This is a genomic window from Campylobacter concisus, from assembly GCF_003048375.1.
Lineage (GTDB): Bacteria > Campylobacterota > Campylobacteria > Campylobacterales > Campylobacteraceae > Campylobacter_A > Campylobacter_A concisus_T.
The window spans coordinates 571,386-594,422 of the sequence record NZ_CP021642.1 but is presented as its reverse complement, the minus strand read 5'-3'; the positions used below and the strand labels follow the sequence as shown (position 1 = coordinate 594,422).

The 23,037-nt window shown below is 41.0% G+C and carries 17 protein-coding genes; 6 read left to right on the top strand and 11 right to left on the bottom strand.

The window, feature by feature from the left end; genetic code table 11:
• Window position 1 precedes the first annotated feature (1 nt).
• The 3 genes from CCS77_RS02935 (at window position 2) to CCS77_RS02925 (ending at window position 3,445) form a co-directional block, all read left to right on the top strand.
• Window positions 2-2,020: a fumarate reductase flavoprotein subunit gene (locus tag CCS77_RS02935; RefSeq protein WP_021087339.1), complete on the top strand. Its 2,019-nt coding sequence runs from the start codon at window positions 2-4 to the stop codon at window positions 2,018-2,020.
• Window positions 2,013-2,732, top strand: coding sequence for a fumarate reductase iron-sulfur subunit (locus CCS77_RS02930; protein WP_004317555.1), 720 nt, complete (start codon window positions 2,013-2,015; stop codon window positions 2,730-2,732). Before CCS77_RS02935 ends, CCS77_RS02930 begins: the two co-directional genes overlap by 8 nt.
• A 329-nt stretch (window positions 2,733-3,061) precedes the next feature.
• Window positions 3,062-3,445, top strand: coding sequence for a restriction endonuclease (locus tag CCS77_RS02925; protein WP_256372122.1), 384 nt, complete (start codon window positions 3,062-3,064; stop codon window positions 3,443-3,445).
• An 80-nt stretch (window positions 3,446-3,525) separates the two neighbouring features.
• Here the strand turns inward: CCS77_RS02925 and CCS77_RS02920 are convergent, their stop codons facing one another.
• The 10 genes from CCS77_RS02920 to CCS77_RS02875 form a co-directional block, all read right to left on the bottom strand.
• A complete protein-coding gene (locus CCS77_RS02920; protein ID WP_107916528.1) occupies window positions 3,526-5,358 on the bottom strand; it encodes a dynamin family protein in 1,833 nt (610 codons plus the stop codon).
• Window positions 5,351-7,432: a dynamin family protein gene (locus CCS77_RS02915; RefSeq protein ID WP_107916527.1), complete on the bottom strand. Its 2,082-nt coding sequence runs from the start codon at window positions 7,430-7,432 to the stop codon at window positions 5,351-5,353. The genes CCS77_RS02920 and CCS77_RS02915 overlap by 8 nt, the downstream gene beginning before the upstream one ends.
• A gap of 333 nt (window positions 7,433-7,765) precedes the next feature.
• Window positions 7,766-8,509, bottom strand: a complete 744-nt coding sequence (locus tag CCS77_RS02910) for a hypothetical protein (protein WP_107916526.1) — start codon at window positions 8,507-8,509, stop codon at window positions 7,766-7,768.
• A gap of 192 nt (window positions 8,510-8,701) precedes the next feature.
• Entirely contained in the window at window positions 8,702-9,712 is a 1,011-nt protein-coding gene (gene tsaD, locus CCS77_RS02905; RefSeq protein ID WP_107916525.1) for a tRNA (adenosine(37)-N6)-threonylcarbamoyltransferase complex transferase subunit TsaD, read from the bottom strand.
• Entirely contained in the window at window positions 9,709-11,007 is a 1,299-nt protein-coding gene (locus CCS77_RS02900) for a M99 family carboxypeptidase catalytic domain-containing protein (protein WP_107916524.1), read from the bottom strand. Before CCS77_RS02900 ends, tsaD begins: the two co-directional genes overlap by 4 nt.
• A complete protein-coding gene (locus CCS77_RS02895) occupies window positions 11,007-12,242 on the bottom strand; it encodes a uracil-xanthine permease family protein (protein WP_107916523.1) in 1,236 nt (411 codons plus the stop codon). The genes CCS77_RS02900 and CCS77_RS02895 overlap by 1 nt, the downstream gene beginning before the upstream one ends.
• The gene (gene dxr / locus CCS77_RS02890) at window positions 12,229-13,338 is read right to left on the bottom strand and encodes a 1-deoxy-D-xylulose-5-phosphate reductoisomerase (RefSeq protein WP_107916522.1); all 1,110 of its coding nucleotides are present in this window, start codon (window positions 13,336-13,338) and stop codon (window positions 12,229-12,231) included. Before dxr ends, CCS77_RS02895 begins: the two co-directional genes overlap by 14 nt.
• A complete protein-coding gene (locus CCS77_RS02885; protein WP_107916521.1) occupies window positions 13,320-14,051 on the bottom strand; it encodes a phosphatidate cytidylyltransferase in 732 nt (243 codons plus the stop codon). The genes dxr and CCS77_RS02885 overlap by 19 nt, the downstream gene beginning before the upstream one ends.
• A 634-nt stretch (window positions 14,052-14,685) precedes the next feature.
• A complete protein-coding gene (locus CCS77_RS02880; protein ID WP_107916520.1) occupies window positions 14,686-15,792 on the bottom strand; it encodes a D-TA family PLP-dependent enzyme in 1,107 nt (368 codons plus the stop codon).
• 88 nt (window positions 15,793-15,880) lie between these two features.
• Window positions 15,881-18,334, bottom strand: coding sequence for a molybdopterin-dependent oxidoreductase (locus CCS77_RS02875; RefSeq protein WP_107916519.1), 2,454 nt, complete (start codon window positions 18,332-18,334; stop codon window positions 15,881-15,883).
• Window positions 18,335-18,488: 154 nt separating this feature from the next.
• Between CCS77_RS02875 and CCS77_RS02870 the strand changes: the two genes are divergently transcribed.
• From CCS77_RS02870 to CCS77_RS02860, 3 genes are read left to right on the top strand one after another with little or no spacing between them, the layout of a single operon-like run.
• Window positions 18,489-18,782 (top strand): putative quinol monooxygenase, encoded by a 294-nt coding sequence (locus tag CCS77_RS02870; RefSeq protein WP_107916518.1) that lies wholly within the window; start codon window positions 18,489-18,491, stop codon window positions 18,780-18,782.
• A gap of 32 nt (window positions 18,783-18,814) precedes the next feature.
• Complete coding sequence (locus tag CCS77_RS02865) at window positions 18,815-19,036, top strand: nicotinate phosphoribosyltransferase (protein ID WP_087581498.1); 222 nt, start codon at window positions 18,815-18,817, stop codon at window positions 19,034-19,036.
• A gap of 51 nt (window positions 19,037-19,087) precedes the next feature.
• On the top strand, window positions 19,088-19,990 hold the full coding sequence (locus tag CCS77_RS02860; protein WP_107916517.1) for a hypothetical protein: 903 nt from the start codon (window positions 19,088-19,090) through the stop codon (window positions 19,988-19,990).
• 267 nt (window positions 19,991-20,257) lie between these two features.
• Here the strand turns inward: CCS77_RS02860 and CCS77_RS02855 are convergent, their stop codons facing one another.
• Entirely contained in the window at window positions 20,258-22,996 is a 2,739-nt protein-coding gene (locus tag CCS77_RS02855) for a M16 family metallopeptidase (protein ID WP_107916516.1), read from the bottom strand.
• Window positions 22,997-23,037: the final 41 nt, after the last annotated feature.

Below are 23,037 nucleotides of genomic sequence, written 5' to 3'. Positions count from 1 at the left end.
GATGAATGTAAAATATTATGACGCATTGGTAATTGGTGGCGGTCTAGCTGGTCTTAGAGCTGCTGTGGCTGCTGGAGAAAAGGGTTTAAGCACCGTAGTTTTGAGCCTCATCCCTGTAAAACGTTCTCACTCTGCTGCTGCACAAGGCGGCATGCAAGCAAGTCTTGGTAACTCTAAAATGAGTGAAGGCGATAACGAAGATGTCCATTTTGCTGACACAGTAAAAGGTAGCGACTGGGGTTGTGATCAACAAGTTGCACGTATGTTTTGTCAAACTGCTCCAAAAGCTATTAGAGAGCTTGCAGCTTGGGGCGTGCCTTGGACTAGGATCACAAAAGGCGAAAGAAGCGCTATCATAAACGCTCAAAAGACAACTATCGTTGAAAAAGAAGAGGTTCATGGCCTTATCCACTCACGTGACTTTGGTGGTACAAAAAAGTGGAGAACTTGCTACACAGCTGACGCGACTGGTCACACCATGCTTTTTGCTGTTGCAAACGAAGCGCTTAAGCACAATGTAGAAATTCACGACCGCAAAGAGGCGATCGCTTTGATACACCAAAATAACCGCTGTTACGGCGCGATCGTTCGTGACCTAGTTAATGGCGAGATCACAGCCTATGTTTCAAAAGGCACACTTATAGCAACTGGTGGCTATGGTAGAGTTTATAAACACACTACAAACGCTGTTGTTTGCGAAGGTATCGGCGCTGCGATCGCACTTGAGACTGGCGTAGCTCAGCTTGGCAATATGGAAGCTGTTCAGTTTCACCCAACTCCGATCGTCCCATCTGGCATTCTTTTAACAGAAGGTTGCCGCGGTGATGGCGGAATTTTACGTGACGTTGATGGATACCGCTTTATGCCTGATTATGAACCAGAGAAAAAAGAGCTAGCTAGCCGTGATGTCGTTAGCCGCCGTATAATGGAGCACATCCGTGCAGGCAAAGGCGTACCTAGCCCTTATGGCTATCACGTTTGGCTTGATATCTCTATCCTCGGACGCGAGCACATCGAGAAAAATTTACGTGACGTTCAAGAAATTTGCGAAATTTTTAACGGCATCGATCCTGCTGACACTGAAGTATATACTGACGAGACAGGACATCAGCGTGGCAAAGGCTGGGCACCGATCCTACCTATGCAGCACTACTCAATGGGCGGCATCAAGACAAAACCAACTGGCGAGAGCCCAACTTTAGCTGGTCTATTTAGCGCTGGCGAGGCTGCTTGCTGGGATATGCACGGCTTTAACCGCCTTGGTGGTAACTCAGTTTCTGAGACAGTCGTCGCTGGTATGATCGTTGGTGATTATTTTGCAGATTACTGCGCTAGCCACGAGATCGAGATAAACACAGCTGATATCGAGAAATTTGTTAAAAAACAAGAAGACTATCTAAATAGCCTCGTCACAAAAGATGGTAAATTTAACGTTTTTGATATCAAAAACAAGATGAAAGAGGTAATGTGGGAACACGTTGCGATATTTAGAACAGGCAAAGGTCTAGAGCTTGCTGTTAAAGAGCTTGAAGCACTCTACAAAGAGTCACTTGATGTAAAAGTAAGCAACAAAGCACTATTTGGCAACCCAGAGCTTGAAGAGGCTTACCGCGTGCCAAAGATGCTAAAACTAGCACTTTGTATCGCAAAAGGTGCACTTGATAGAACAGAGAGCCGTGGCGCTCACTGCCGCGAAGACTATCCAAAAAGAGATGACCTTAACTGGCTAAACAGAACGCTTACAAGCTGGAAAGAAGGCGACACTATGCCAACTATCACTTATGAGCCACTTGATATCATGAAGATGGAGATGCCGCCAGCATTTAGAGGTTATGGTGCAAAAGGAAATATCATCGAGCATCCAAACAGCGCTATCCGCCAAAAAGAGGTCGATGAAATTCGCGAGAAAATGCAAGCAGAAGGCAAGAGCAGACAAGAAATTCAAGAGGCTTTGATGCACTATGACCTTCAACCAAAATATAAAGCACCAAATGAAAGAGCAGGTATAGGAAATGAGTAGAAAAATAACCATAAAAGCTTTTAAATACAATCCTTTAAGCAAAGTTTCAAAGCCTCATTTTGCGACTTATGAGCTTGAAGAGACTGATGGCATGACGCTATTTATCGCGTTAAATCAAATTCGCGAGAAATTTGATCCAGATCTTAGCTTTGACTTTGTTTGTCGTGCGGGAATTTGCGGAAGTTGTGGCATGCTAGTAAATGGCAAACCAAGTCTAGCTTGCAGAACTCTAACAAAAGACTTTGAAAGCGGTGTCATCGAGCTTATGCCCTTGCCAGTCTTTAAACTACTAAAAGATCTAAGCGTAGATACTGGTAACTGGATGAACGCTATGAGTAAGCGTGTCGAGAGCTGGATACACACAGATCATGAGACTGATATCTCTAAGCTTGAAGAGAAAGTTGAGCCAGAAGTCGCTCAAGAAGTTTTCGAGCTTGATCGCTGTATAGAGTGCGGAATTTGCGTCGCATCTTGTGGAACAGCTATTATGAGACCTGATTTCATCGGCGCTGTTGGTCTAAACAGGGTTGCTAGATTTAAGATAGACGCGCTTGATAAGAGAACTGACGAGGACTTTTACGAGCTAATAGGCGATGATGATGGCGTATTTGGTTGTATGACTTTGCTTGGCTGCGAAGACAACTGCCCAAAACACTTACCACTTCAAAGCCGCATAGCTTATATGCGTAGAAAAATGGCTGCTATAAAGTAGCAAAGGGGCTGTAAAAAGCCCCAAATTTATTTAAAAACTCTACAAACTGACGCCAAGATACAGATACAAATATCTAGTGCCGCAAATACTAAAAACACAAATATTAAAAGCGGAAACGACAAGACTATGCCTATTATATAGCCAAGTGGCAAGGTAATAAAAAATAAAAGACCAAAGCCAACACTAAAGCAAAAAATAGCGCAAACAATGAAGCGATCACATTCATAAATAAGTTGATATTTTCTGAGAAAAACTCTGTTAGGCTTACATATTTCATGCGGTGAATTATAGCTTTTAAGATTACAAAAATTGATTAAAATTTATCTAGCATTTTAGAAAAAATAGACTATGAAGCCGGAAGTTTTACAAACAAAGGTCCAGATGGTGGGATAGATGGCATAATAGACGAAGATGAGCTAGGACTTTCTAAAATTTACATCCAAGCAAAAATATATAAAGATGGCAGCAACATAGGCAGGCAAGAGATACAGCAGTTCATCGGTGCTATCTCAAATAAAAATACCAAAAAAGGCGTCTTTATCACTACAGCGAAATTTACAAAAGAGACCCAAACGTTTGCTAAAGATAGTCAAAACTTTAGCGTAGTCTTGATAGATGGCGACAGACTGGCTGAGCTAATGATAAAATACAAGGTAGGCGTTCAAACAGGACAGATATATGAAATTTGCAAGATTGATACCGACTTTTTTTAGGAAAATAATTTTTAAATATGCTAGCTAATTTAAAATTTACAAGGCGCTCACAGCTCACACGCGCAGTTTGAAGTCAAATTTCACTTTAATATCACCGAACTCTCTTGCAGTTTTTCTAGCTTTAAAATTTGCTCTTTTGGCTTTGCTTTTAGGCGCTCAAGCATCGCTATTTTTTGGGCGTAAATTTCATTAAATTCGGTCTTTATATCAAGCAAAGTTTTATTTAAAAAAGAGTTATTTGAGCACATAAGATCGTCAAATTCATAAAGGCTAAAGGCATTTAGCATGCGCTCATAAACCTCTTTTGCGCTTGGGATGTAAAGTGGAGTGCCCATTTGCAGGTGCGAATTTAGCGAATTTTCGATCTTTTGCTTTAGAAAATAAACCGCAAGTTTAAGCGCATTTTCGTAGTTTGATGCGACCTTTACGTCAAGCTTTTCAAAAAAGAGCGAAATCTTTTGCGTCGCCTTAAATTTGGCATTTTCATACTCTCTTAAGAAATTCTCATAGGTCCTGCCAGCATAGGTATTTATCGATTTTGTCTCGTAGTTTGAGGCAAACTCATCAAATGGATTAAAGCTCTCATAGCGAGATTTGTAGATGAAAAGCTCATCTTCTAAGCTTTTATAAAGCCCATCTAAAGCCGATATGATCTCATTTTCAAGCTCTTTTAGATCCCTTTTGTAGCGTTTAAAAAATTTAGAAAAAATGGCGTCTTCATAGATGAGCTTTGAAAAGACCTCGTCCGTGTCAAGGCTTATCATCTCAAAGTTCTCACGCTTATAAATTTCTTTGTTTAAAAGCGTCTTTGCTGGGTTAAATTTTGTCCTAGAAAATGGCTTAAGCAGCTTAAAAACTTCATCGCTTGCAAGCTTGATAGCCTCGCTCATATCGCTGTATCGCAGGGCGATTTTAGGCTTAAACTCCTCTTTTATCGCTTCTAGTTTTTCTTCAAGCGTGGCATTAAATTTATCCAAAATTTCACCAGCTGCATTATAAACTTTAAGGCGGTTTTCTTGCTCAGCGATTAAAAAATTTACTATCTTTTTCGCCCTTGCTTTTATGAAATTTTCTTTAAAGCTCGCGTTTAAAAACGTCTCTTTTACCGCGCTTAGTGCTTTAGCGAAATTTGAACTTTCTAGCTCGCTCTTGTTTTCATTTATGATGCCAAGGAGTGCTTGCTTTGACGAGATGGCGATGATATCTTCAAAAAGCTCGCCATAGGTTTGCCTAGCGTGCTTTAGCAAGCTTTCAAGCTCATCCTCGCTTAGCTTATCCTTTTGGTTGATGAAGCAAAGAGCCTTTAGATCGTTTGTCCTTAAAATTTCTTCTACGCTTTCAAGCTCGCTAGCCTTTGCAGCGTTGTTTGCGAGGCTTAGCCAGATCGCGCCGCAAACCTTTTTTAGCGTATTTTTGGTCTCTTTTGTGTCGGCATCTCGTAGCGAGTTTAGGCCTGGCGTGTCGATGAAATTTACCTCTTTTAAAATTTCACTTGGCGCATAAAGTGTCATACTCTTTATCTGCTCGCTCATGGCGTTTAGCTCTGCAAGCTCGCTGCTAGCTAGCAAGCTCTCGCTGCCATTTGTAAATTTCACGCTAAGAAGCGGCATCTTTGCAAATTTTAGCCGCACAGCCTTTGCCGTGACAGGCGTTAGACCTGATGGCAAGATGTTTTGTCCAAGCAGAGCGTTTAAAAAAGTTGATTTGCCACTTGAAAACTGACCGATGACGGCGATGAGAGGCGGCTCATTTAGAGTGTCGATTAGTAAATTTAGGCTATCTTTTATCTCATCGCTTGCGTGCAGGCTTGGATCGTTTAGCTCATTTACCAGCCTTGCTAGCTCGCCCTTAAAGTCGTTTGTAAAAACCTTAAAATATCTCGCCTTATAGGCATTTATGAACTCATTAAACATTTTCTAGCTCCCCTAAAAGCGAGCAAATTTCATCTTGCAAGGCGTTTTGCTCTTTTAGTTTTAAAAGTGAGTTTTGATTTTGCGAGCTAAGCTTTTCTAGCTCATGATCTAGCTCTTTTAGCCTCTGATCAAGCGTCGTTTTTTGAGCGCTTTCATAGGTTTTTATGAGATTTAAAAGGCGATTTTTTTCGTGGTCAGTTAAAATTTCACAAAATTGAGAGATATTTTTATCTTTTAGCAAACCCTCTTTTAAGCCTAAAAGTGCTTCACTTGTGTCATTTGAAATTTTCGCTCTAAATGCAGCTAAAAGCTCCTTAAAATCAAGCTTTACGCCCATTTGCTCTAAAAAGTCATTGATGTTAAAAATCTCATCTTTACTCATCACATAATCATCAAAATTTAAAGCGATATTTTGCTCGCACGATCTTGTTTGCACCAAAGTTTCGTTTCTAGCCTCTCTCATAAGTGCCATCACACCATCACGAAGTGTCGTTTTTGCGATTTGCTCTAGGCGCTCAAAATTTAAGCTTTGCTTTTTGCTTTTGCAGTAGGCTATCTCGCTTTTTACCTTATCGTTTAAGTTTTGCAAAAGCGTCTCAAGCCCCATTTTATAGATATTTTTGGTGTTGCTGCTTTCAAGCTTTGCAAGCTCGTTTTTGGTTAGGTTTTCAAGTTTAGAGAAATTTTCACTAAGTGCGTTTTTGACGTTTGCCTGCTCATTTTGAAGCTTTTTAAGCTCCACTTCATAAGCTTTGAGCGACAAAATTTCAGTCTTAGTGGCTTCAAGCTTGCTATTTAGGATATTTTTTAGCTCCTTTTGATACGAGCTTAAGATGAGGGCTGATTTTTTAGAATTTTTGCCAAAAAGCACCTCGTAAAGATAGTCCTTAAACTCCTCTACACCGCTATTTGCAGCGCCTTCTAAGTAGCTTTTTGCACTAAGTGCAAAGTAATCAATCTCCACGCCATTTATCTGCTCCCCGATCGCTTTTTTTGTGTAGTTTAGCGTCTCATTTAGCTCTTTAGCACTTAGCTCATCGGCGTGAGTTAGCACCACAGCAAGCCTTACTATGTGCGAGTTTTTAAGGCATTTTTTTAAAAAAAGCGCGTCCTTTTGCGTGGCGCTTTGCGAGGCGTTCATGAGGTGGGCTAAAAGGTCGCACTCCCTCATAAAATTTGTAGTGATCTGCTCTCTTAAAACCACCGCATCATCGATGCCTGGCGTGTCTATGATGCAGACGTTGTCCTTTAAAAGCTCCAAATCGTCATAAAGCTCGACGCTTTTTACGAGATTTGCTGTTTTTGAGCTTGAAGAGGTGTAGTTTTTTATCTCGTCTATGCCGATATCTACGCTTTCGCTTGGTAAATTTTCGCTTGGTATGCCAAGTGCTAAAAGCTCATCAATGCTGTAAAAATTTACCCTTGCAAAGCTATCTTTGGAGTATTTTAAAATGGTTAAATTTATCGTTTCTGGCACGTTTGAAGCGCCAAGGACGGGTTTGTTTAAAAGGGCGTTTAAAAGGGTTGATTTGCCAGAATTTATGATGCCACTTGCTGCTATGTTAAAAAGCGTTTCGTTTGATCTTTTTTTGGCTGCCGCAAGTGCCTCTAAAAATGCTTTATCGCTATCAAGCAAGCTTGCTTTTTCGTTTATCTCATTTAAAAAGTCTAGGTTTTTATGGAAGTGATCTTTTGGCTTGGTGTGAGAAATTTTAGCCTCATTAGCACCTTTGTTTTTGCTTATGATCTTTTCTAAAAAGGCAAATTTCTCATCATCTATGATCTTTTCATCACGTAATTTTTCTAGGTATTTTACTATCTCGTCACTTGAAATTTTAGCCTCGCTTAGCGCTTTAAGAGTCGCAAGCTGCGCACTTTGTATGCTAAATATATCCAGCTCAACCTTAAGCCTTTTTAGCACCGCTCTAAACTCATCAAGCGCCATAAACTGGTCTAAATTTCTCTCATCACAAACTAGAAGAAGAGCTAGCAGATCTGGGTAAAATGGCACGCTAGCAGCAGCATTTGTATAAATTTTATTTGCACGCCAAGCCTGTTTTAAAAACTCATCCATAAAGACTCTTTTTATTGATATTTTGGGATTTTATTAAATTTTTACTTATGAAGCTATCAATCAAAATTGTAAAGACCGTTTAGTAGGCAAAAGCTTTGATGCAAATGATTTTAGGACACTGCCTAGATACTCTATACTTGCAGGTTAAGAGGCATCTTATTTTTGCAATATGTATTGCATTAAAAAGAGCTTCATACAACTAAAAAAGTAGTCAAAAAGAAGTAGTGAGTTTTGGTTGCAAAATAACGAATTTGCTCTTATTTGAATGAACTAGAGCATGCTTTTAAAATGTAATACTTTTAAACTTAAAGATATTTATTTTAGTAGCAAAATTTATCTTGTATAAAACATCGCAACCAAACCGCGGTTTATATCTTTAGTATCGCCATCATCTATCTTCGTAGCCTTTGAGATGCTCACACTTTTATCGCTATTTATCGTAAAAGTGAGCTCAATAACTCTCTCATTTACCTTTCTAGCATTTTGACCAAAATAGATTACTTCTGGCTCTTTTTGTGAGTAGTAGGCGGCATATTTGCTTTGGGCTACGACGTTGTCAAAGACCCATTTTTGTTTGATATCTAAATTTTGAGCGAGCTCATTTTTAAACTCAAGGTCACAGCTAACAGAGGCTAGGTAGCCAGCACTTTCTTTCGTCGGATCAAATTTACAGTGCTTGTTTGCGATGGATAAAATAGTCTCTTTATCTATGCTTTTACCACTTTTTAATATGCTATTTGCGCTATCAAGTGCTAGCTCAAGGCTGTTATCAACTCTTTTTTGCTGAGCAGCTTTGGCGCTATTTAGAGCTTTTATGTAACTGCTATTTTTTCTTTCAAACTCATCTTCAAGCACATTTTTGCCCACCACGCAGCTTACTTTAACCACTTTTTTATCGTCACTGCTGATGTCTTGCCACTGAGTGCTTGTACAGCCTTTAAAGCTATCTATCGCTGAGCCTATTGTTATTGATTTATTACCTTTTAAAATGTAGTTTTTAACAATGCCTATGTTGCTTTCCTTGCAGCCCACTAATAATAAAAGTGCGCTAAATCCTAGAAATAGAGCCTTTTTCATCATTTTACCTTTTTGTAAATTTGACAAAATAGTACCAAACTAAAGTTTAAATTATTATGATTTTATTAAAATAAATTACATAAATATAATTTATTAAAATAACTTTGGAAAATTTAAGCTTGAAATAGCACAAACTTGTATTGTTTTAAAATTTAAAAATAGAAGATTTTAAATAAAAGGTTTTGAGTAATTTTACAAATCTAGCTCAAATTTCTTAAAACTAACCCTTGGATTTATAGTTAGCTTATCATGAGAGATAAACTCTTTTTTTAAGTATTTTTCACGTCCCGCTCTTGCTATCATAAGCGCGTTATCAGAGCAAAACGCAAGTGGTGCTAGCAAAAGTTTGCACCCATTTTTTTGGCAAAGCGTTTCAAGCCTTTTGCGTAAATTTAAATTTGCACTCGCTCCACCAACCACGCCAAATCGCTTGAAATTTCTTAGCGTAAAAACCTTTTCAAGCTTATTTAAGATGTGCTCACAGGCCGTATTTTCAAAGGCGTAGCAAATATCTGCGATATCTTTTTGCGTGATGGTTTTAAGCTTTGAAATTTCAACTCTGACTTGATTTTTAAGCCCTGAAAAGCTATATTCAAGGCGCTTATCGTGAAGAAGTGGGACGGTAAATTTAAACCTATCTTTATCCTCACACAAAAGTGCGTTTTGCTGCACCACAGCACCTCCTGGGTAGCCAAGATCAAGCATCTTTGCCACCTTGTCAAAGCTCTCGCCAAAGCTATCATCGCTTGTGCTTGCAAGCTCTAAAATCTCGCCATTTTCGTTAATCTCAAGTATCATCGTATGTCCGCCACTGACTAGCAAAACGCCAAGTGGAAATGTGGCTTCGCGGTCTAAAAATAGCGAGTAGATGTGGCCAACTAGGTGATTTACGGCGATTAGTGGGATATTTAGGGCGATACTTAGCGCTTTTGCCATGCTCACACCTCCTATCAGGCTCACACTTAGCCCTGGCTCGTTTGTCACGGCGATCGCGTTTATATCTTTTAAATTTGGCAAGATATCATTTAAAAGTGCTGGCAGTGCCTTTGTATGAAGCCTAGCTGCAAGCTCTGGAACCACGCCACCAAAGATAGCGTGCTCCTCTTCTTGTGAGATCTTTTTATAATAAATTTGCTCCAGCGTGCCTTCATCTATGAGCGCAACAGAGCTGTCATCGCAGCTGCTTTCGATGCCAAGTATCATCTAAACTCCGCTAGTATCATGCCAGCAAATTTCTCTTTGCCATTTTCGCTTTTGTAAAACTCAACTCGGTAAATTTTGCCATCTTTATCTATGCTATAGCTTTTGTTTAGGCTGTTTTTATCGATCTCTTGCTCGCTCTCATCAACGCTTTTAGTGCCGTATCCTATGACATTTACGCGCGTGTTTTTGAGCGCTTTTATCTTAAAGCTCTTTTTAACGCTAAATTTATCGCCACTTTTTAGCACAAGCTCGTTGCCATCGCTCAAGAGAGAAATTTTATCAAGCGGCTTTGCAAACTCAAAGTATTGCGGCTTTAGCCTTGTGACAGAGCGGTTGCCATACTGCACTTTGAAGCTATCTTTTTCTTTTATGACAGCGATTAGCGGATTTGGCGAGTGGTAGCTTAGCTCGCCCTTTTTAAATGGCACGAAGCTTATCACTGGTTTTAAATTTTTAAGGCTAAGAGCATAGCTGTCAAATAGCTCAAGTCTGATCTCTTTTTCGATCGCCTTTTTCACGTTTTTGACATCAAGCTCAAAGGGCCTAGTAAAGCTAATGCCAGCCTTTTTCATATACTCTTCGATCGCTATAAGGTGATAATATGTCCTTTGCTCGGCATTTAAATTTTTACTAGCTTCGTTTGCAAAGGCAGACTTGTTTTGCGTGATCGCGTAGTAGGTGAGACTTTTTAGCATCTCTTTATCGCCCATCGCTGTGTGTGTATTTTTGACGTGATATTGGTGTTTTGGGTCTATAAGGTGCTTATTTAGCACGTCTTTTACGCTTGATGCGATGCTTTCAAGTTCTGGGTACTTTGAGCCTAGCAATGTGCTTTGGTCGATGATGCAGGTGTTGCCCCATTTGTCTGGATTTTCATCCTTGCTTATAAATTTATCTCTATAATATCCACTGCCATCGTGCAAATTTAAGATGAGAGTGACGTTTTTGTCGGTGATGACGTCTTTTATCTTCATCACTGAGTTGTAGTCTGGATCGTCCTTTTCGACGTGGGCGAATTTTCTATTCATATCGCCCTTTGTGCCGCGACTTCGCTCGATGATACTTGGGAAATTTAAATTTGGCACGACCCAAAGCGAGCCTTTTGTGATGTTATAATCAGTCGCCACGATAGAAGCCGCCAAAAAGCCGCCTGGCTCGTCGCCTTGTATGCCACCGATTAAGAGCATAGTATTGCTACTTGGCTCACCTTTTTTGATAAGTGCATAGTCTAGTGCGCCTGCATTTGCAAGGCTTGCAGCCGCTAGAGCTGCCAGAAAAAGTCTAAATTTAGGCATTAATATCCTTCGTAATGCTTTGTTTTTGGTAAAAGCAAATTTAAAACTATACCAGTAACCGCGCCAAGTCCGATACCTGAAAATTTAACCGCACCAAGGTCAAGCACCATGCCGCCGATGGCAAAGATGAAGATGAGGGCTACGATTATCATATTTCTAGGATCGGCAAGATCGACTCTGTTTTTTATAAGTGTCTCCATGCCAACGCTTGCGATGATGCCAAAAAGTAACAGCATGATACCACCGATGACTGGAGCTGGGATGGTCGAGAGCACCGCGCCAAGCTTGCCAACGAAGGCTAGCACGATAGCAGTGATCGCTGCAAAGGTCATGATCGCTGGATTATACGCTTTTGTAAGGCTAACTGCGCCTGTGACCTCTGAGTAGGTGGTGTTTGGCGGACCACCAAAGGCAGCAGCTAGCGAGGTGGCCAGACCGTCGCCTAAAAGGGTGTTTTTAAGACCTGGATTTTTCAAAAAATCCTCTTTTGTGACGTTTGATATAGCGAGCATATCGCCGATGTGCTCGATCGCTGGGGCGATGGCGATAGGTATCATATAGATGATCGCTTCAAGTTCAAATTTTGGTGCGCTAAAGCTTGGCACTCTAAACCAAGGGGCGCTTGCGATAGCGCTAAAATCAACCATGCCAAAGCAGTAAGCCACGATGTAGCCAGCGATGATGCCAAGCAGGATCGGTATGAGCCTAAACATCCCACGTCCTAGCATCATGACAACGATAGTAGCGATAAGCGAGGTGGCTGCAACTATCATCGCTACGTTTTGGGTGTAAGTCTGGGTAGCTGAAGTAGCCATCTTAACGGCATTAGGAGCTAGTATCAGACCTATGGTCATGATGACTGGACCAACGACAACTGGAGGCAAAATTTTATGCAAAATTTTCTCGCCGCCAAAGCGAACGACAAGACTTAGCGCGACGTAGAAAAACCCAGCAAATATAACTCCGCCCATAGTCACTGGTATGCCCCATTTTTCGATGCCATACTGAAGCGGAGCGATGAAGGCAAACGAGCTTGCTAGAAAGATCGGTGGGACGTTTTTTCTAGTTATTAGCTGAAAAAGTAACGTGCCAAGGCCAGCCGTAAAGAGCGCGACGTTTGCATCAAGCCCCGTAAGGATAGGCACGAGCACCAGCGCACCAAAGGCTACGAACAGAAACTGCACACCGATCAAGCTTTGCCTAAGATCAAATTTATACCCCTCATACCTTTGCATTTAGCATCCTTTTTGCGTATTCTCTAACCTCTTTATCAACTTCATAAATTTCATCTACGCTTGAAATTTTAAGACTCTTAAATTTTTTTGCTGAGCCTAAAATAAGCCTTGATATATCTAAAAATGAGCACTTTTTCTCTAAAAAGCTAAATACTCCAACCTCGTTTGCAGCGTTTATGACGACACCTAGATCAGGACTAGCTAAGACTTCATCTTTTAGCGAAAAGACTGGATATTTTTTAGGGCTTATTTTATGAAATTTGATACTTTTTAGATCAAGTAAATTTGCGTGAGAGACGATATTTTGCTCAACTTTTTCAAAGATAGCATGCGAAATGGCTAGCTTCATATCTGTGCGTGAGAGGTGCATCGTGCTTGAGCCGTCTACGAACTCGACTACGGCGTGGATGGCTGAGGTTGGCTCTATCACGGCCTCGATATCTTTTATGCCGTAAAGCCAGTAGGCCTCCATCACCTCAAAAAGCTTGTTTGTCATCGTCGCACTGTCAATCGTTATCTTTGCGCCCATATCCCAGTTTGGGTGTTTAAGCGCGTCGCTTGGCGTGGCATCTTTTAGAAATTTGATCGGTTTTTTATAAAATGCCCCTCCGCTTGCTGTGATGATGAGCTTGCTTGGGGTAGTTTTATTTTCTAGTAGAAATTTAAGACCAAAATGTTCGCTATCAATGGGCAAAATTTCTCTTGTTTTTAAAAATTTACCGCCGACAACGAGGCTCTCTTTGTTTGCAAGTGCAAGTTTTTTACCAAGTGCTTGTGTCTTTAGACTAGGAGCAAGTCCAGCAAAGCCCACAAGAGCGTTTATCACCTTTTTTGAGCTTGAAATTTCAAGCATTTCTAGCAGTCCAGCCTCGCAAAAAAAGATGTTTTTAGCTTCAACGTTTTTTACATTTTTAGCTAACTTTTCATCGCCCACACAGACAAATTTTGGCTTAAATTTTAAAATTTGCTCGTTTAGCAAAGCTACGTTTTTGGCGCAGCTTAGCGCCTCAACCTCTACATTAAATTTCTCGCAAAGCACTAGAGCATTTTTGCCGATCGAGCCAGTTGAGCCAAGTATTACCACGATAGCGACCAAAGTAGCGCAACAACGCCAAATAAATAACCATCTATCCTATCAAGCATGCCGCCGTGACCTGGGAAAAGCGTGCCGCTGTCTTTGACGCCGCAAAGTCTTTTTAGATAGCTCTCAAAGAGATCTCCCCAGACCGCAAAGACGCAGACTAAAAAGCTTGAAAATAGAATTTGAAAAAATCCATCTGTTACGAAATTTCCAACTACGCAGCCAACTATGGTGCCTACTATCACGCCGCCAACTGCACCTTCTATGGTTTTGTTTGGTGAGCTTGGGCTAAACGGATGCTTGCCAAAGGCTTTGCCAACGAAAAATGCGCCACTGTCGCTTGCAACGACGCTTAAGATAAGCCATGCAAGATAGCCCATGCCATACTCTGAATAAAGCATCCACATCATAAAGATAGGAGTTGTCGGATAGACAAAAGGGGCGACTAGCTTTAAATTTTCGCTTTTTATGTGTGCAAGGATAGATGCCACTAGCATGATAGCTAGGATCGCGATGAAGATCGGATTTGTAAAATATGTAAGCACGTAAAATGCGAGTGCTGCATAAACTAGCTGTTTGTGATTGATGCCATAAAGCTTGAGCGACTCATTAAAGGCAAAGTAAAGCACAGCGCCAAGCAAAATAAAATTTAAAATATAATTATCTATAAAAAAAACTACCAAAATAGCAACAAACATCAAAACGCCAGTGATAATGCGTGAAGACATACACTCTCCTTAAAATCGTTATTTTGCCGTAATTATAACACTTAAAATTTAGACGGCGTTTATAAGAGTGAAATTTGGTTTAAAATGTGTTTGAAAATTTGATACGAGCATGAAAGGATGTTTAATGGGGCTTTACATTGCTTGCGTTTTATTGAGACTCCAACAAATTTTAAAATTTCATGAACGAGTAATTTCGGCTCTGATTTTAGTGGCAAGCTTTGCGAGACCTAAAATCAGTAGTCAATTCTTGCGAGTGAGTGAAAGTTTAAAATTTGCAAAATAGATTTTTATAAATTTAATGTTTGTTTCTTTGTTAAGGGGGAAGAGGCTTGAATTACGAAGTCGCTCCCTTCCCCCTTAACGATCCCCTAACCCCGACGACGTTATAGGTAGCATGCTTCAGTGCTTTGCACTGCATGCGTTTGAATATTAAGCGAGTATCAGAGAAATTTTAAAATTTTATGAACGAGTAATTTCGGCTCTAAAATTTGAGCTAAGCGGTAAGCGAAGCCAAATTTTAGTAGTTAACTCTTGCGAGTGAATGAAAGTTTTAAAATTTACCAAAAAGCATAAATTTACTACGATCCATGCAGTGGTTTAAATTTGTTTAGTGCAGATTTTATCTGCCATATCCCTACTCCACCCTGCCTCTTGCCAAAACTGGCACTTTTTCGCAGACCTCATCGCCGCTTACGAGATAGGCGTAGTCGTATAAATTTACCACCGGGCAGATGTGATTTGGATAGATGCGCACAAGATCGCCCACGCGCACGCTGTTAGCAAATTTCTCGTTTAAAATGATCGCATGCTCGTCAAATAGGCTATCTATCCACACTTCATGCTCTGCGATGAGCCCCATGCCAGGCGTCGTGCAAAAGCCCTCGCTGCGCCTCTCTTTAGTTAGCGCCTTTGCCCCAGCATCAAGGATCATGCGGGTCGCAGTCGGCCTTGAGATCACGACACTAAGCACGCTAGCAGCGTTCATATCAAAGCCACCATAAGCGTTTGCCTGTGACGCATCCATAAATATATATGTACCAGGGCGAAGTTCCGTGACACCTTTTGGTATCTCAAAATCATTTACCAGCGATGGCGTCGAGCCGATGCTAACGACTAAATTTTCATATCCAAACTCACGCGCGATATCAGCAAATTTTAGTGTTCTCTCGGTTGCCACCCTAAAAATTTGCTCACACTCACGCTTATCTTTTGCCTTGTATGAGTGTCCATCATGCGAGAAAACACCGCAAAATTCCGCGTTTTTACACTCCCCAAAAGCGCTCATCAAAGCTCTAAAATCGCTCTCTTCAATGACGCCTGAGCGGTTTTCGCCGACCTCTATCTCCACAAGTAGCTCAGCCACCTCTTTAGCCTCGCCAAAGACCTCGTCAATGAGCCTTAAAACGCCCACGCTATCGACGCCAAAGCTCACTTTAACGCCAGCTTTTCGCATGGCTATGATACGAGCAAATTTCTGCCTTGTGACGATCTCATTTGCGATGAAAATGTCGCTTAACCCCTCTTTTGCCATCACTTCAGCCTCGCCCACCTTTGCCACCGTGACGCCCTTTGCGCCGTGAGCCACTTGCATTTTCGCAAAGTATGGCATCTTGTGCGTTTTGGTATGTGGTCTTAAGCTTACGTTAAATTTATCAGCGTATTTTTGCATTTTTTCTAAGTTTTTTAGCACTATCTCCCTGTCTATGAGCAGTGCTGGAGTGTCTATTTTAGTGATTTTCATGAGCTATCCTTTCTTTTTTCTTAGATTTTAACTCTAATTATTTAAAAAAGGATAGCTTTTAGCACTTTAAATTTTCAAAGTGTTACTTTTAGGCCTTTCTTGCGCCGATCTTTGGTGCGTCAAACGCCCTGACACGTTTTGGCGTGCCCTTAAATTTCTCGACCTCGACAAGGCTCGTGTGAGCGGTGTTGCTCTGGCTCATCTTGCTTGATGGCACGTCTTTTGTGAGCACGTTTAAATTTCCGTGCAAGCAAAGGCTCTTTTCGCCCGGCAACTCAGGGTCGTACCATGCGCCCTCGCTCACGATGACAACGTTTTGTGGCACGTCCTCGGTGACAAACGCACCACATAAAATTTCGCCCCTGTCGTTGTAAATTTTCACCACATCGCCCATTTTTATCCCTCTAGCCTCGGCTGTTTTTGGGTTTATAAGCACTGGCTCGCGCTCTGCGATCTCGTTAAAATGGCGAAGCACGGAGTTATTTAGCTGCGAGTGAAGTCTAAATTTAGAGTGCGCGCCGCTGATGGCGATAGGGTATTTTTTATTTTTTGCGCCCAGCCACTCAAAGGGCTCAAGCCACGTCGCATGCGGTGGGCAGTCGTCGTAGCCAAAGCCAGCAACCGTTTCAGAGTAAATTTCTATCTTGCCAGATGGCGTTTTTAGCGGATTTGCCACTGGGTCGTCGCGGAATTTCTTGTAGTTTGTAAAGTAGCGTTTTGACTCATCGACCTTGTCAAATCTAAAATATCCCTTTTCCCAAAACTCATCAAAGCTTGGCATGCTCTCATACCCAAGTCCAGCAGCCTTTTTAACGGCATCTTCGTAAATTTCTTTAACCCACTCTAACTCAGTTTTACCCTCGCTAAATGCCTCTTCTCTGCCCCACTCTTTTGCGATCAGTCTTGCGATCTCGTAATCGCTTTTACTCTCGCCAAATGGCGCGACAAGCGGCTTAATGGCAAAGAGATATTCACTAGTTGAATTTGCCATCTCGATGTCTGTTCGCTCGCACTCAAGCGCAGCTGGCAAGACGATGTCGCTTAGTTTTGCCGTGCTCGTCCAAAACGGCTCGCAAGTGATGATCGCGCTAACTTTTTGCATAGCTTTTATCGCTCTATTAGTCTCAGGGTGCCTTGTGAATGTCGAGCCGTTGGCGTTAAACATCACTCTGATCTTTGGCAGCTTGTAGCTCTTGCCATTTCTAGTTATCTCTTTGCCAGGGCTTAAAAGTGCGTCTATGAGCCTTGAGTTTGGCAGCTCGTAGCCCTTAGTCTTTGGCACAAGGCCGCTATCTATAAATTTTTGTGGCACTTTTGTCTCAAAAGCCGCTAGTTTAGGCGCTATAAAGCTCTCGTCTGCGTTTTTATGCATGCCGTCATTTGTGACAAAGCCACAACCCTCTTTGCCGATGTGTCCAAGCATCGCATTTAGCGTCACAAGCGCCCAGTAGGCCATCTCGCCATGATCTTGCCTTTGTATGGCGTAGCCGCTAACGATAACTGAGTCGTTTTTGGCTAGGTCTTCACAAAAAGTTGCCAGATCTTGCTCGCTCACGCCACAAATTTTACTTGCCCAAGCTAGGTTTTTATTGACTCCGTCTTTTGTGCCGAGCATATATTCTTTAAATTTATCAAAGCCAACGGTGTATTTTTCTATAAATTCTTTGCTGTAAAGCCCTTTTTCAAAAAGGTAGTTACACATACCTATCATCATCGCCGTATCGGTGCAAGGCACTACTTCAAGGTACTTTGCGTCAAAATATCTTGTGCTTTCGTTATTATAAACATCGACGCTATAAATTTTCATCTCACCGCTTTTGCCTTTTTTTCTGATCTCGTCGTAGTATTTATATGAGTTGTGAAGCGGCACGCCAATGGCGATCTTGTTTGAAACGACCGGATTTGTGCCCCAAAATACAATCGTTTTGGCATTTTTTAAGATAGCCTCCCACTTTGTAGGCGCTAGTGTCGGGTCGATCGAGCCTGTGATGTGGGGCATGATGACAGTCGCTGCGCCGTATGAGTAGCCGCCAAGCTCATTTACATATCCGCCAAGCACGTTAAGTAGCCTCTTTGCAGTCTTTTGGCTGTGACCAACTTTACCAAGGCTACCCCACTGATAAACCTGTCCGTATATCGCTTCAGAGCCGTATTTATCGAAATTTTCTTTTAAAATTTTCGCGCTTAGCTTTATCGCCTCGTCCCAGCTTACGCGCACAAATTCCTCTTTGCCACGAAGCTCTGGCTTTGGGTTGTTTGGGTCAGCCAAAAAGCTCTTTCTAACAAATGGAAATTTGACCCTGCTTTCATTTTGGATATGATCAAGAAGTGCGTTGTTTAGCTCATTTGGGCACGCATCACCCTCAAATGGCTCAGTCTCTACCACGCGACCTGCGATAGTTTTTACATAAAATGGGCCAAATTTGTTCGCACATAGGCCACTTTGCTTATCAAAAAGCGCCTGAGCTGCTCCGTCAAGTTCTTTTGCCTGAAGGCTTGCTGCGCTTAATGCACCAAGCTTTAAAAAGTCTCGTCTTTTCATTTTTTCTCCGATATTTGGTTAAATTTGTTTGGTTTTATGAGTTATAAATTTAGTATTTTGTATCATCTCGTCATGAAAAGGCCTTGTAATGTAATACGCAAACTTGCGTCTTATGTTGCGCAATTGTAACCAAAAAATATTAAAGGATAGGCAAATGGTGGGATTTTATGTAAATTTAAAAATAAAAGCTGGCTTTGAAGCGAAATTTGAAGAAATTTTAAAAGAGATCGTGCCAGCTTCAAGAAAAGACAAAGGCTGCATAAGCTACGAGTGCGGCAGGGTTGCGGGCACGCAGAGTGAGTACTGCTTTATGGAGAGCTGGGAAAATTTAGAAAGCCAAAAAGAGCATATGAATAGCGCTCACATGGTGAAAAATGCGGCTGCACTGGAGGCTTGCAAAGAGAGCCAAGAGGTGAAAATAATAAATTTCGTGGACGTAAAGGAATAATATTTGCTTAAAAAAGGGCAAATTTTAGAAAAATGAGCGAAGAAAAGATGCTTGAGATGATAAATGCGACTGCCGATGTTATATTTATGGCTATACTTAGAGGGCGTGTGAGCCTTGAAGCCTGCAAAAAGGACAAGGAATTTATAGACGCCCTAAGAGAAGAGCTGCTTAGCAAAAACCCAAACAAGCTCAAAGTCGCGCAAGACTCGCACCAGATGATCGCCATTTTTGAAAAATACCGCAATAAAAAATAATCCCACTTAAAATTTAAATCCATTTGCCGATATTGTGTTAAAGGATTTGACATGATAAACGCACTAAATGGACTTAATCAAAGCTTTAACTATCAAGACGCTTTTAATAAGCAGCCAACGACTATCGCAAATTTAGGCAAAGTAAAAATTTCTCCCAATGCCCTAGACATCAAGCATCTATCGCTTTCTGGCTACTCGTCAAATGATAAAATTTCTATCTGGGGCAAGATGAACGGGCTTGATAGCTCTATGGGCAAAGATGAAATCTCTAGCCTTAAAAATTTCGTTGATAGCACGAAGCTTTGGCTAGCAAGCTCCATCCTAACTAACGAGAAAAACGGCTTTAGCGTAGATGAATTTAACAAAACCTACAATATATCTGCTATTGCCACCGACACTATTGGCATCATGATCAATCACAATAATGGCGCGCTTCATCTAAGCCCTGAAGCTAGAAATTTGCTAGATTCTGATCTAAGCATAGATAAATTTAAAGACAAATGGCTGGAATTTACCGCCGAAAGGATACTTGGCGAGCATGCAAATGTGAAAATTTCTTTCAAAGACGGGGCTTTGCAATACGAGCAAACATCGGCTAAAAAGCGCATAGATATCTTAGGTCAAGCGATGCTACAGCGTGTAAGCTACGCTGATAAAAATAGCAAAGATGAGTTTTTGAAATTTCTAAAAACAAGCTATGAAAAAGGAGAAAATATCGCTGATGTGCTGCAAAATATCGCTCTTGTGCCAGTTAGAGAAGATGGCGATGAGGATATAGAAGAAGAGAAATTTAAACCTATGCAAGTTACCAAAAAGAGCGTGACCTACACAGACAAGGATATAAAACGCGAGTTTTTTGAGGAATTTATCAGGCGCGAGGTAGAAAACGGCGCGAGCTTTGATGATCTAGTGCAAAAGCTAAATAAGCTAAAGCCAAAGGATATACTAGCTTAGCTTTAGAGTTTAAATTTTGGGGCTGGCTTAGCGTGCTAAATTTATTTTGCTTAAATTTTTGAGGTTGGCTTAGTTCTCTAAATTTCTATTTAAATTTGAATTAAAGAGTTAGCCCAGCTCCAAATTTTTCTACTCAAGTTTAAATTTAAAGAGCTAGCTTGACTTCTCAAATTTCTGCTTAATCTTAAATTTTAAAGAGCCAGTTTCGCTCCATAAATTTATATTCAAGTTTAAATTTAAAGAGCCAGCCTAGCCCCAAAAAAATTTCTACTTCGGATTATTTATACTTATCACCATATTTTTCTCATCAAGATATAGCCTAGCAGCCTCTTTGATATCGTCATTTGTGAGCGCTTTGACCGCATCTATATACTCATCAGCCGTGTAAAGTGGCGTGTTAAAAATTTTATTTGAGATGATGAGATTTTGCCAAAACTCAGGCTTTTCGTAATCTTTTTTTATAGAAATTTCACTCTGCGCCTTAAAATCCTCCAAATGCTTTGGCAAGAGCGCGCCATCACGCTTGATGCTAGCTATTATCTCTTTTATCTCGGCGATGATCTTGTCCGTGTTTGCAGGGTCGCAAGTAAAGCCGATCACCGCCTTTGAGTGCTCATACGGATAGCGAGCGAGCCTAGCGTTTAGGCTAAAGCCGTATGTTTGACCTTTGTCTTCTCTGATCTTTTCTCGAAGCGCCGTTTTTAAGACCGAGCTTAGCGCTCTTAGCTTGACCACCTCTTTGAAGCTATATTTTGTATCTAAATTTATTATATCCACGCTCACATCGCTTCTTTTTGTGCTTTGATACTCCCTTTTAAACGTGTGCTCTCCCTTGATGCTTCGCACGCCGTCATCTTTAAAATTTTCAGCCTCGCCAAGCTTAGGCAGCGTGGCGATATACTTTTTAACAAGTGGCAAAAGCCTCTGCTCGTCGGTGTCGCCGATGATTACGAAGGTGTATGAGGCTGCGTTTGTAAATTTATCTTTGATGATAGCTTTTAGCTCATTTAGCTTTAGCGCATCGATCTGCGCCATCTCGATGGGCGCTACACGCTTATTGTTTTCATAAAAAAACTTGCTAAATTCGGTACTAAATTTATATTCAGGTAAATTTTGCTCTTTAGCTAGCTCATCTTTTGCTCTTTGTTTTATCCTCTCAAGCACGTTTGCATCGGCTCTTGGGGAGCTAAACTCTAAATTTATAACAGCTAGCAACGAACCAAGATCGCCACTGCTTGAAGAGCCGTAAATGCCCTGTGTAAGCGCCTCTATGCTCTTTTCGTAGCTTACTATCTTGTCGTTTAGCACCTTTGAAAGCTCGTAGTTGTTAAATTTGCCAACGCCACTCTCATTTGTAAACGCAACCGCAAAGCCGCCAAGCTTAGGATCAGCTAGATCTGAAGTGCCGCCCTTGCTAATGGCTGCAAACAAGATACTATCTTTTTTGGTGGCTAGTGGCTTAAAGATGACTTGCGAGCCATTTGGCAGCTTATAAGTGTAGATGCCATGCTTTTGGTCAAATTCGCTAGAGACTATATCTTTTGGCTCTAAATTTTCATTGCCAAGGCTCTTATTTAGGCTCTGGCTAGCCAAATTTGTATCGTAAGGTTTTGCCTCATCTTTTAGCTTCAAAAAGGCATCTTTGCTAAGCTTAAAACCATCTTTGCTAAAGACCCTCACGCGCTCATCAGGTATGGCTAAAATTTGCCTAAATCTAGCATTAACATCCTCTAGCGTGATCTCGTTTAAGAGCTTTAGGCTAAGGTTTTTGCTATCTTCATCGCTTAGTACAAAGCCTCCATTTTCGATCATATTTAAAATTTCGCTTGCATAAACGCTTGATTTTTTAGTTTTTGAGCGTTTAAATTTAGCCTCTACATTTGCCACAAATGCCTTTTTAACATCGGCAAAATCGCCTTTATTAAAGCCAAATTTCTCAATGCCCTTTAAAACGCTTAACATATCTTTAAGGCTAGCGTTAAAATCATCTCCGATCACATTTGCCTCAAAGCTATAAATTTTTTGCTTTGCTTGAAGCGTTTGCGCCATAAAATCAACACTTAAATTTGATGAATTATTTGCGTTTTTTTGCTCATAAAGCATATTTATAAGGCTAGCTATTAGCGCATCTTTTAAATTTCGCTTCACATCAGCCTCGTCTGAGACTGGCTTAAATTTATCAAAAAAGCTAAGTCTTACAAACTGAGCTGCCGTCTCGTTTGCGTCGTAGTTAAAGACATTTAGCCCATCTTTAAAAGCGATGCTTTTATCTGGATGAACGTATGAGTTGCTATTTTTTGCTGCGCTAAAGCTTTTTTCTATCAGAGCTTTTATCTCGTTTTTATCAAAGTCGCCAACTGCTACAAAGCTCATAAATCTTGGCTGATAAAGCCTCTCGTAAAACTCTTGCATGTGCTTAGCATCTACGCTTTTTATCACGTTCATATCGCCTATTGGCACTCTTTTTTGATAGATGCTGCCAGCAAAGATGTCCTTGCTCTGGGCAAGATAGAGCCTATATGCTGGCGTGTTTCGCTGACGCTCCTCCTCCATTATGACGCCTCGCTCCTTATCAAGCTCGCCTGCGTCGATCTTTATGCCATCGATCCAGTTTGAAAAGACCTTGAAAACGTCCTTTAAATTTTTCTCATTTACATTTATGCTTAGCGTGTAGCTCGTCTGATCGTAGCTTGTTTGCGCGTTTAGATCAGCGCCAAATTTAACCCCGAGGCTCTCAAGCTGTTTAATGAGCTCATTTTTGCTAAAGTCACGGCTGCCATTAAACGCCATGTGCTCCAAAAAGTGCGCAAGCCCCTGCTCGCCGTCTCTCTCATCGGTCGAGCCTGAGTTTACGACTAGGTAAAAGATGGCCGTTTTTTGTGGGAGTTTATTCTCTTTTATATAGTATTTAAGCCCGTTTTTTAGCTCTCCACTTAGCATATCTTTGTCATTTTGCAAGGCAAAGAGGCTAAGCGCTAGGCACAAAAGTAGCAGAATTTTTCTCATAATCCGTCCTTTAAATTTCTATGTAAAAGCGGATTTTAGTA

What these genes read in the sequence shown, in the direction of transcription:
- CCS77_RS02860 (WP_107916517.1), top strand. Translation starts at nt 19,088, where the DNA reads ATGATAAACGCACTAAATGGACTTAATCAAAGCTTTAACTATCAAGAC.
- CCS77_RS02885 (WP_107916521.1), bottom strand. Translation starts at nt 14,051, where the DNA reads ATGTCTTCACGCATTATCACTGGCGTTTTGATGTTTGTTGCTATTTTG.
- CCS77_RS02880 (WP_107916520.1), bottom strand. Translation starts at nt 15,792, where the DNA reads ATGAAAATCACTAAAATAGACACTCCAGCACTGCTCATAGACAGGGAG.
- CCS77_RS02910 (WP_107916526.1), bottom strand. Translation starts at nt 8,509, where the DNA reads ATGAAAAAGGCTCTATTTCTAGGATTTAGCGCACTTTTATTATTAGTG.
- CCS77_RS02855 (WP_107916516.1), bottom strand. Translation starts at nt 22,996, where the DNA reads ATGAGAAAAATTCTGCTACTTTTGTGCCTAGCGCTTAGCCTCTTTGCC.
- CCS77_RS02915 (WP_107916527.1), bottom strand. Translation starts at nt 7,432, where the DNA reads ATGGATGAGTTTTTAAAACAGGCTTGGCGTGCAAATAAAATTTATACA.
- CCS77_RS02865 (WP_087581498.1), top strand. Translation starts at nt 18,815, where the DNA reads ATGAGCGAAGAAAAGATGCTTGAGATGATAAATGCGACTGCCGATGTT.
- CCS77_RS02935 (WP_021087339.1), top strand. Translation starts at nt 2, where the DNA reads ATGAATGTAAAATATTATGACGCATTGGTAATTGGTGGCGGTCTAGCT.
- CCS77_RS02875 (WP_107916519.1), bottom strand. Translation starts at nt 18,334, where the DNA reads ATGAAAAGACGAGACTTTTTAAAGCTTGGTGCATTAAGCGCAGCAAGC.
- CCS77_RS02895 (WP_107916523.1), bottom strand. Translation starts at nt 12,242, where the DNA reads ATGCAAAGGTATGAGGGGTATAAATTTGATCTTAGGCAAAGCTTGATC.
- CCS77_RS02930 (WP_004317555.1), top strand. Translation starts at nt 2,013, where the DNA reads ATGAGTAGAAAAATAACCATAAAAGCTTTTAAATACAATCCTTTAAGC.
- CCS77_RS02920 (WP_107916528.1), bottom strand. Translation starts at nt 5,358, where the DNA reads ATGTTTAATGAGTTCATAAATGCCTATAAGGCGAGATATTTTAAGGTT.
- CCS77_RS02900 (WP_107916524.1), bottom strand. Translation starts at nt 11,007, where the DNA reads ATGCCTAAATTTAGACTTTTTCTGGCAGCTCTAGCGGCTGCAAGCCTT.
- CCS77_RS02870 (WP_107916518.1), top strand. Translation starts at nt 18,489, where the DNA reads ATGGTGGGATTTTATGTAAATTTAAAAATAAAAGCTGGCTTTGAAGCG.
- tsaD (WP_107916525.1), bottom strand. Translation starts at nt 9,712, where the DNA reads ATGATACTTGGCATCGAAAGCAGCTGCGATGACAGCTCTGTTGCGCTC.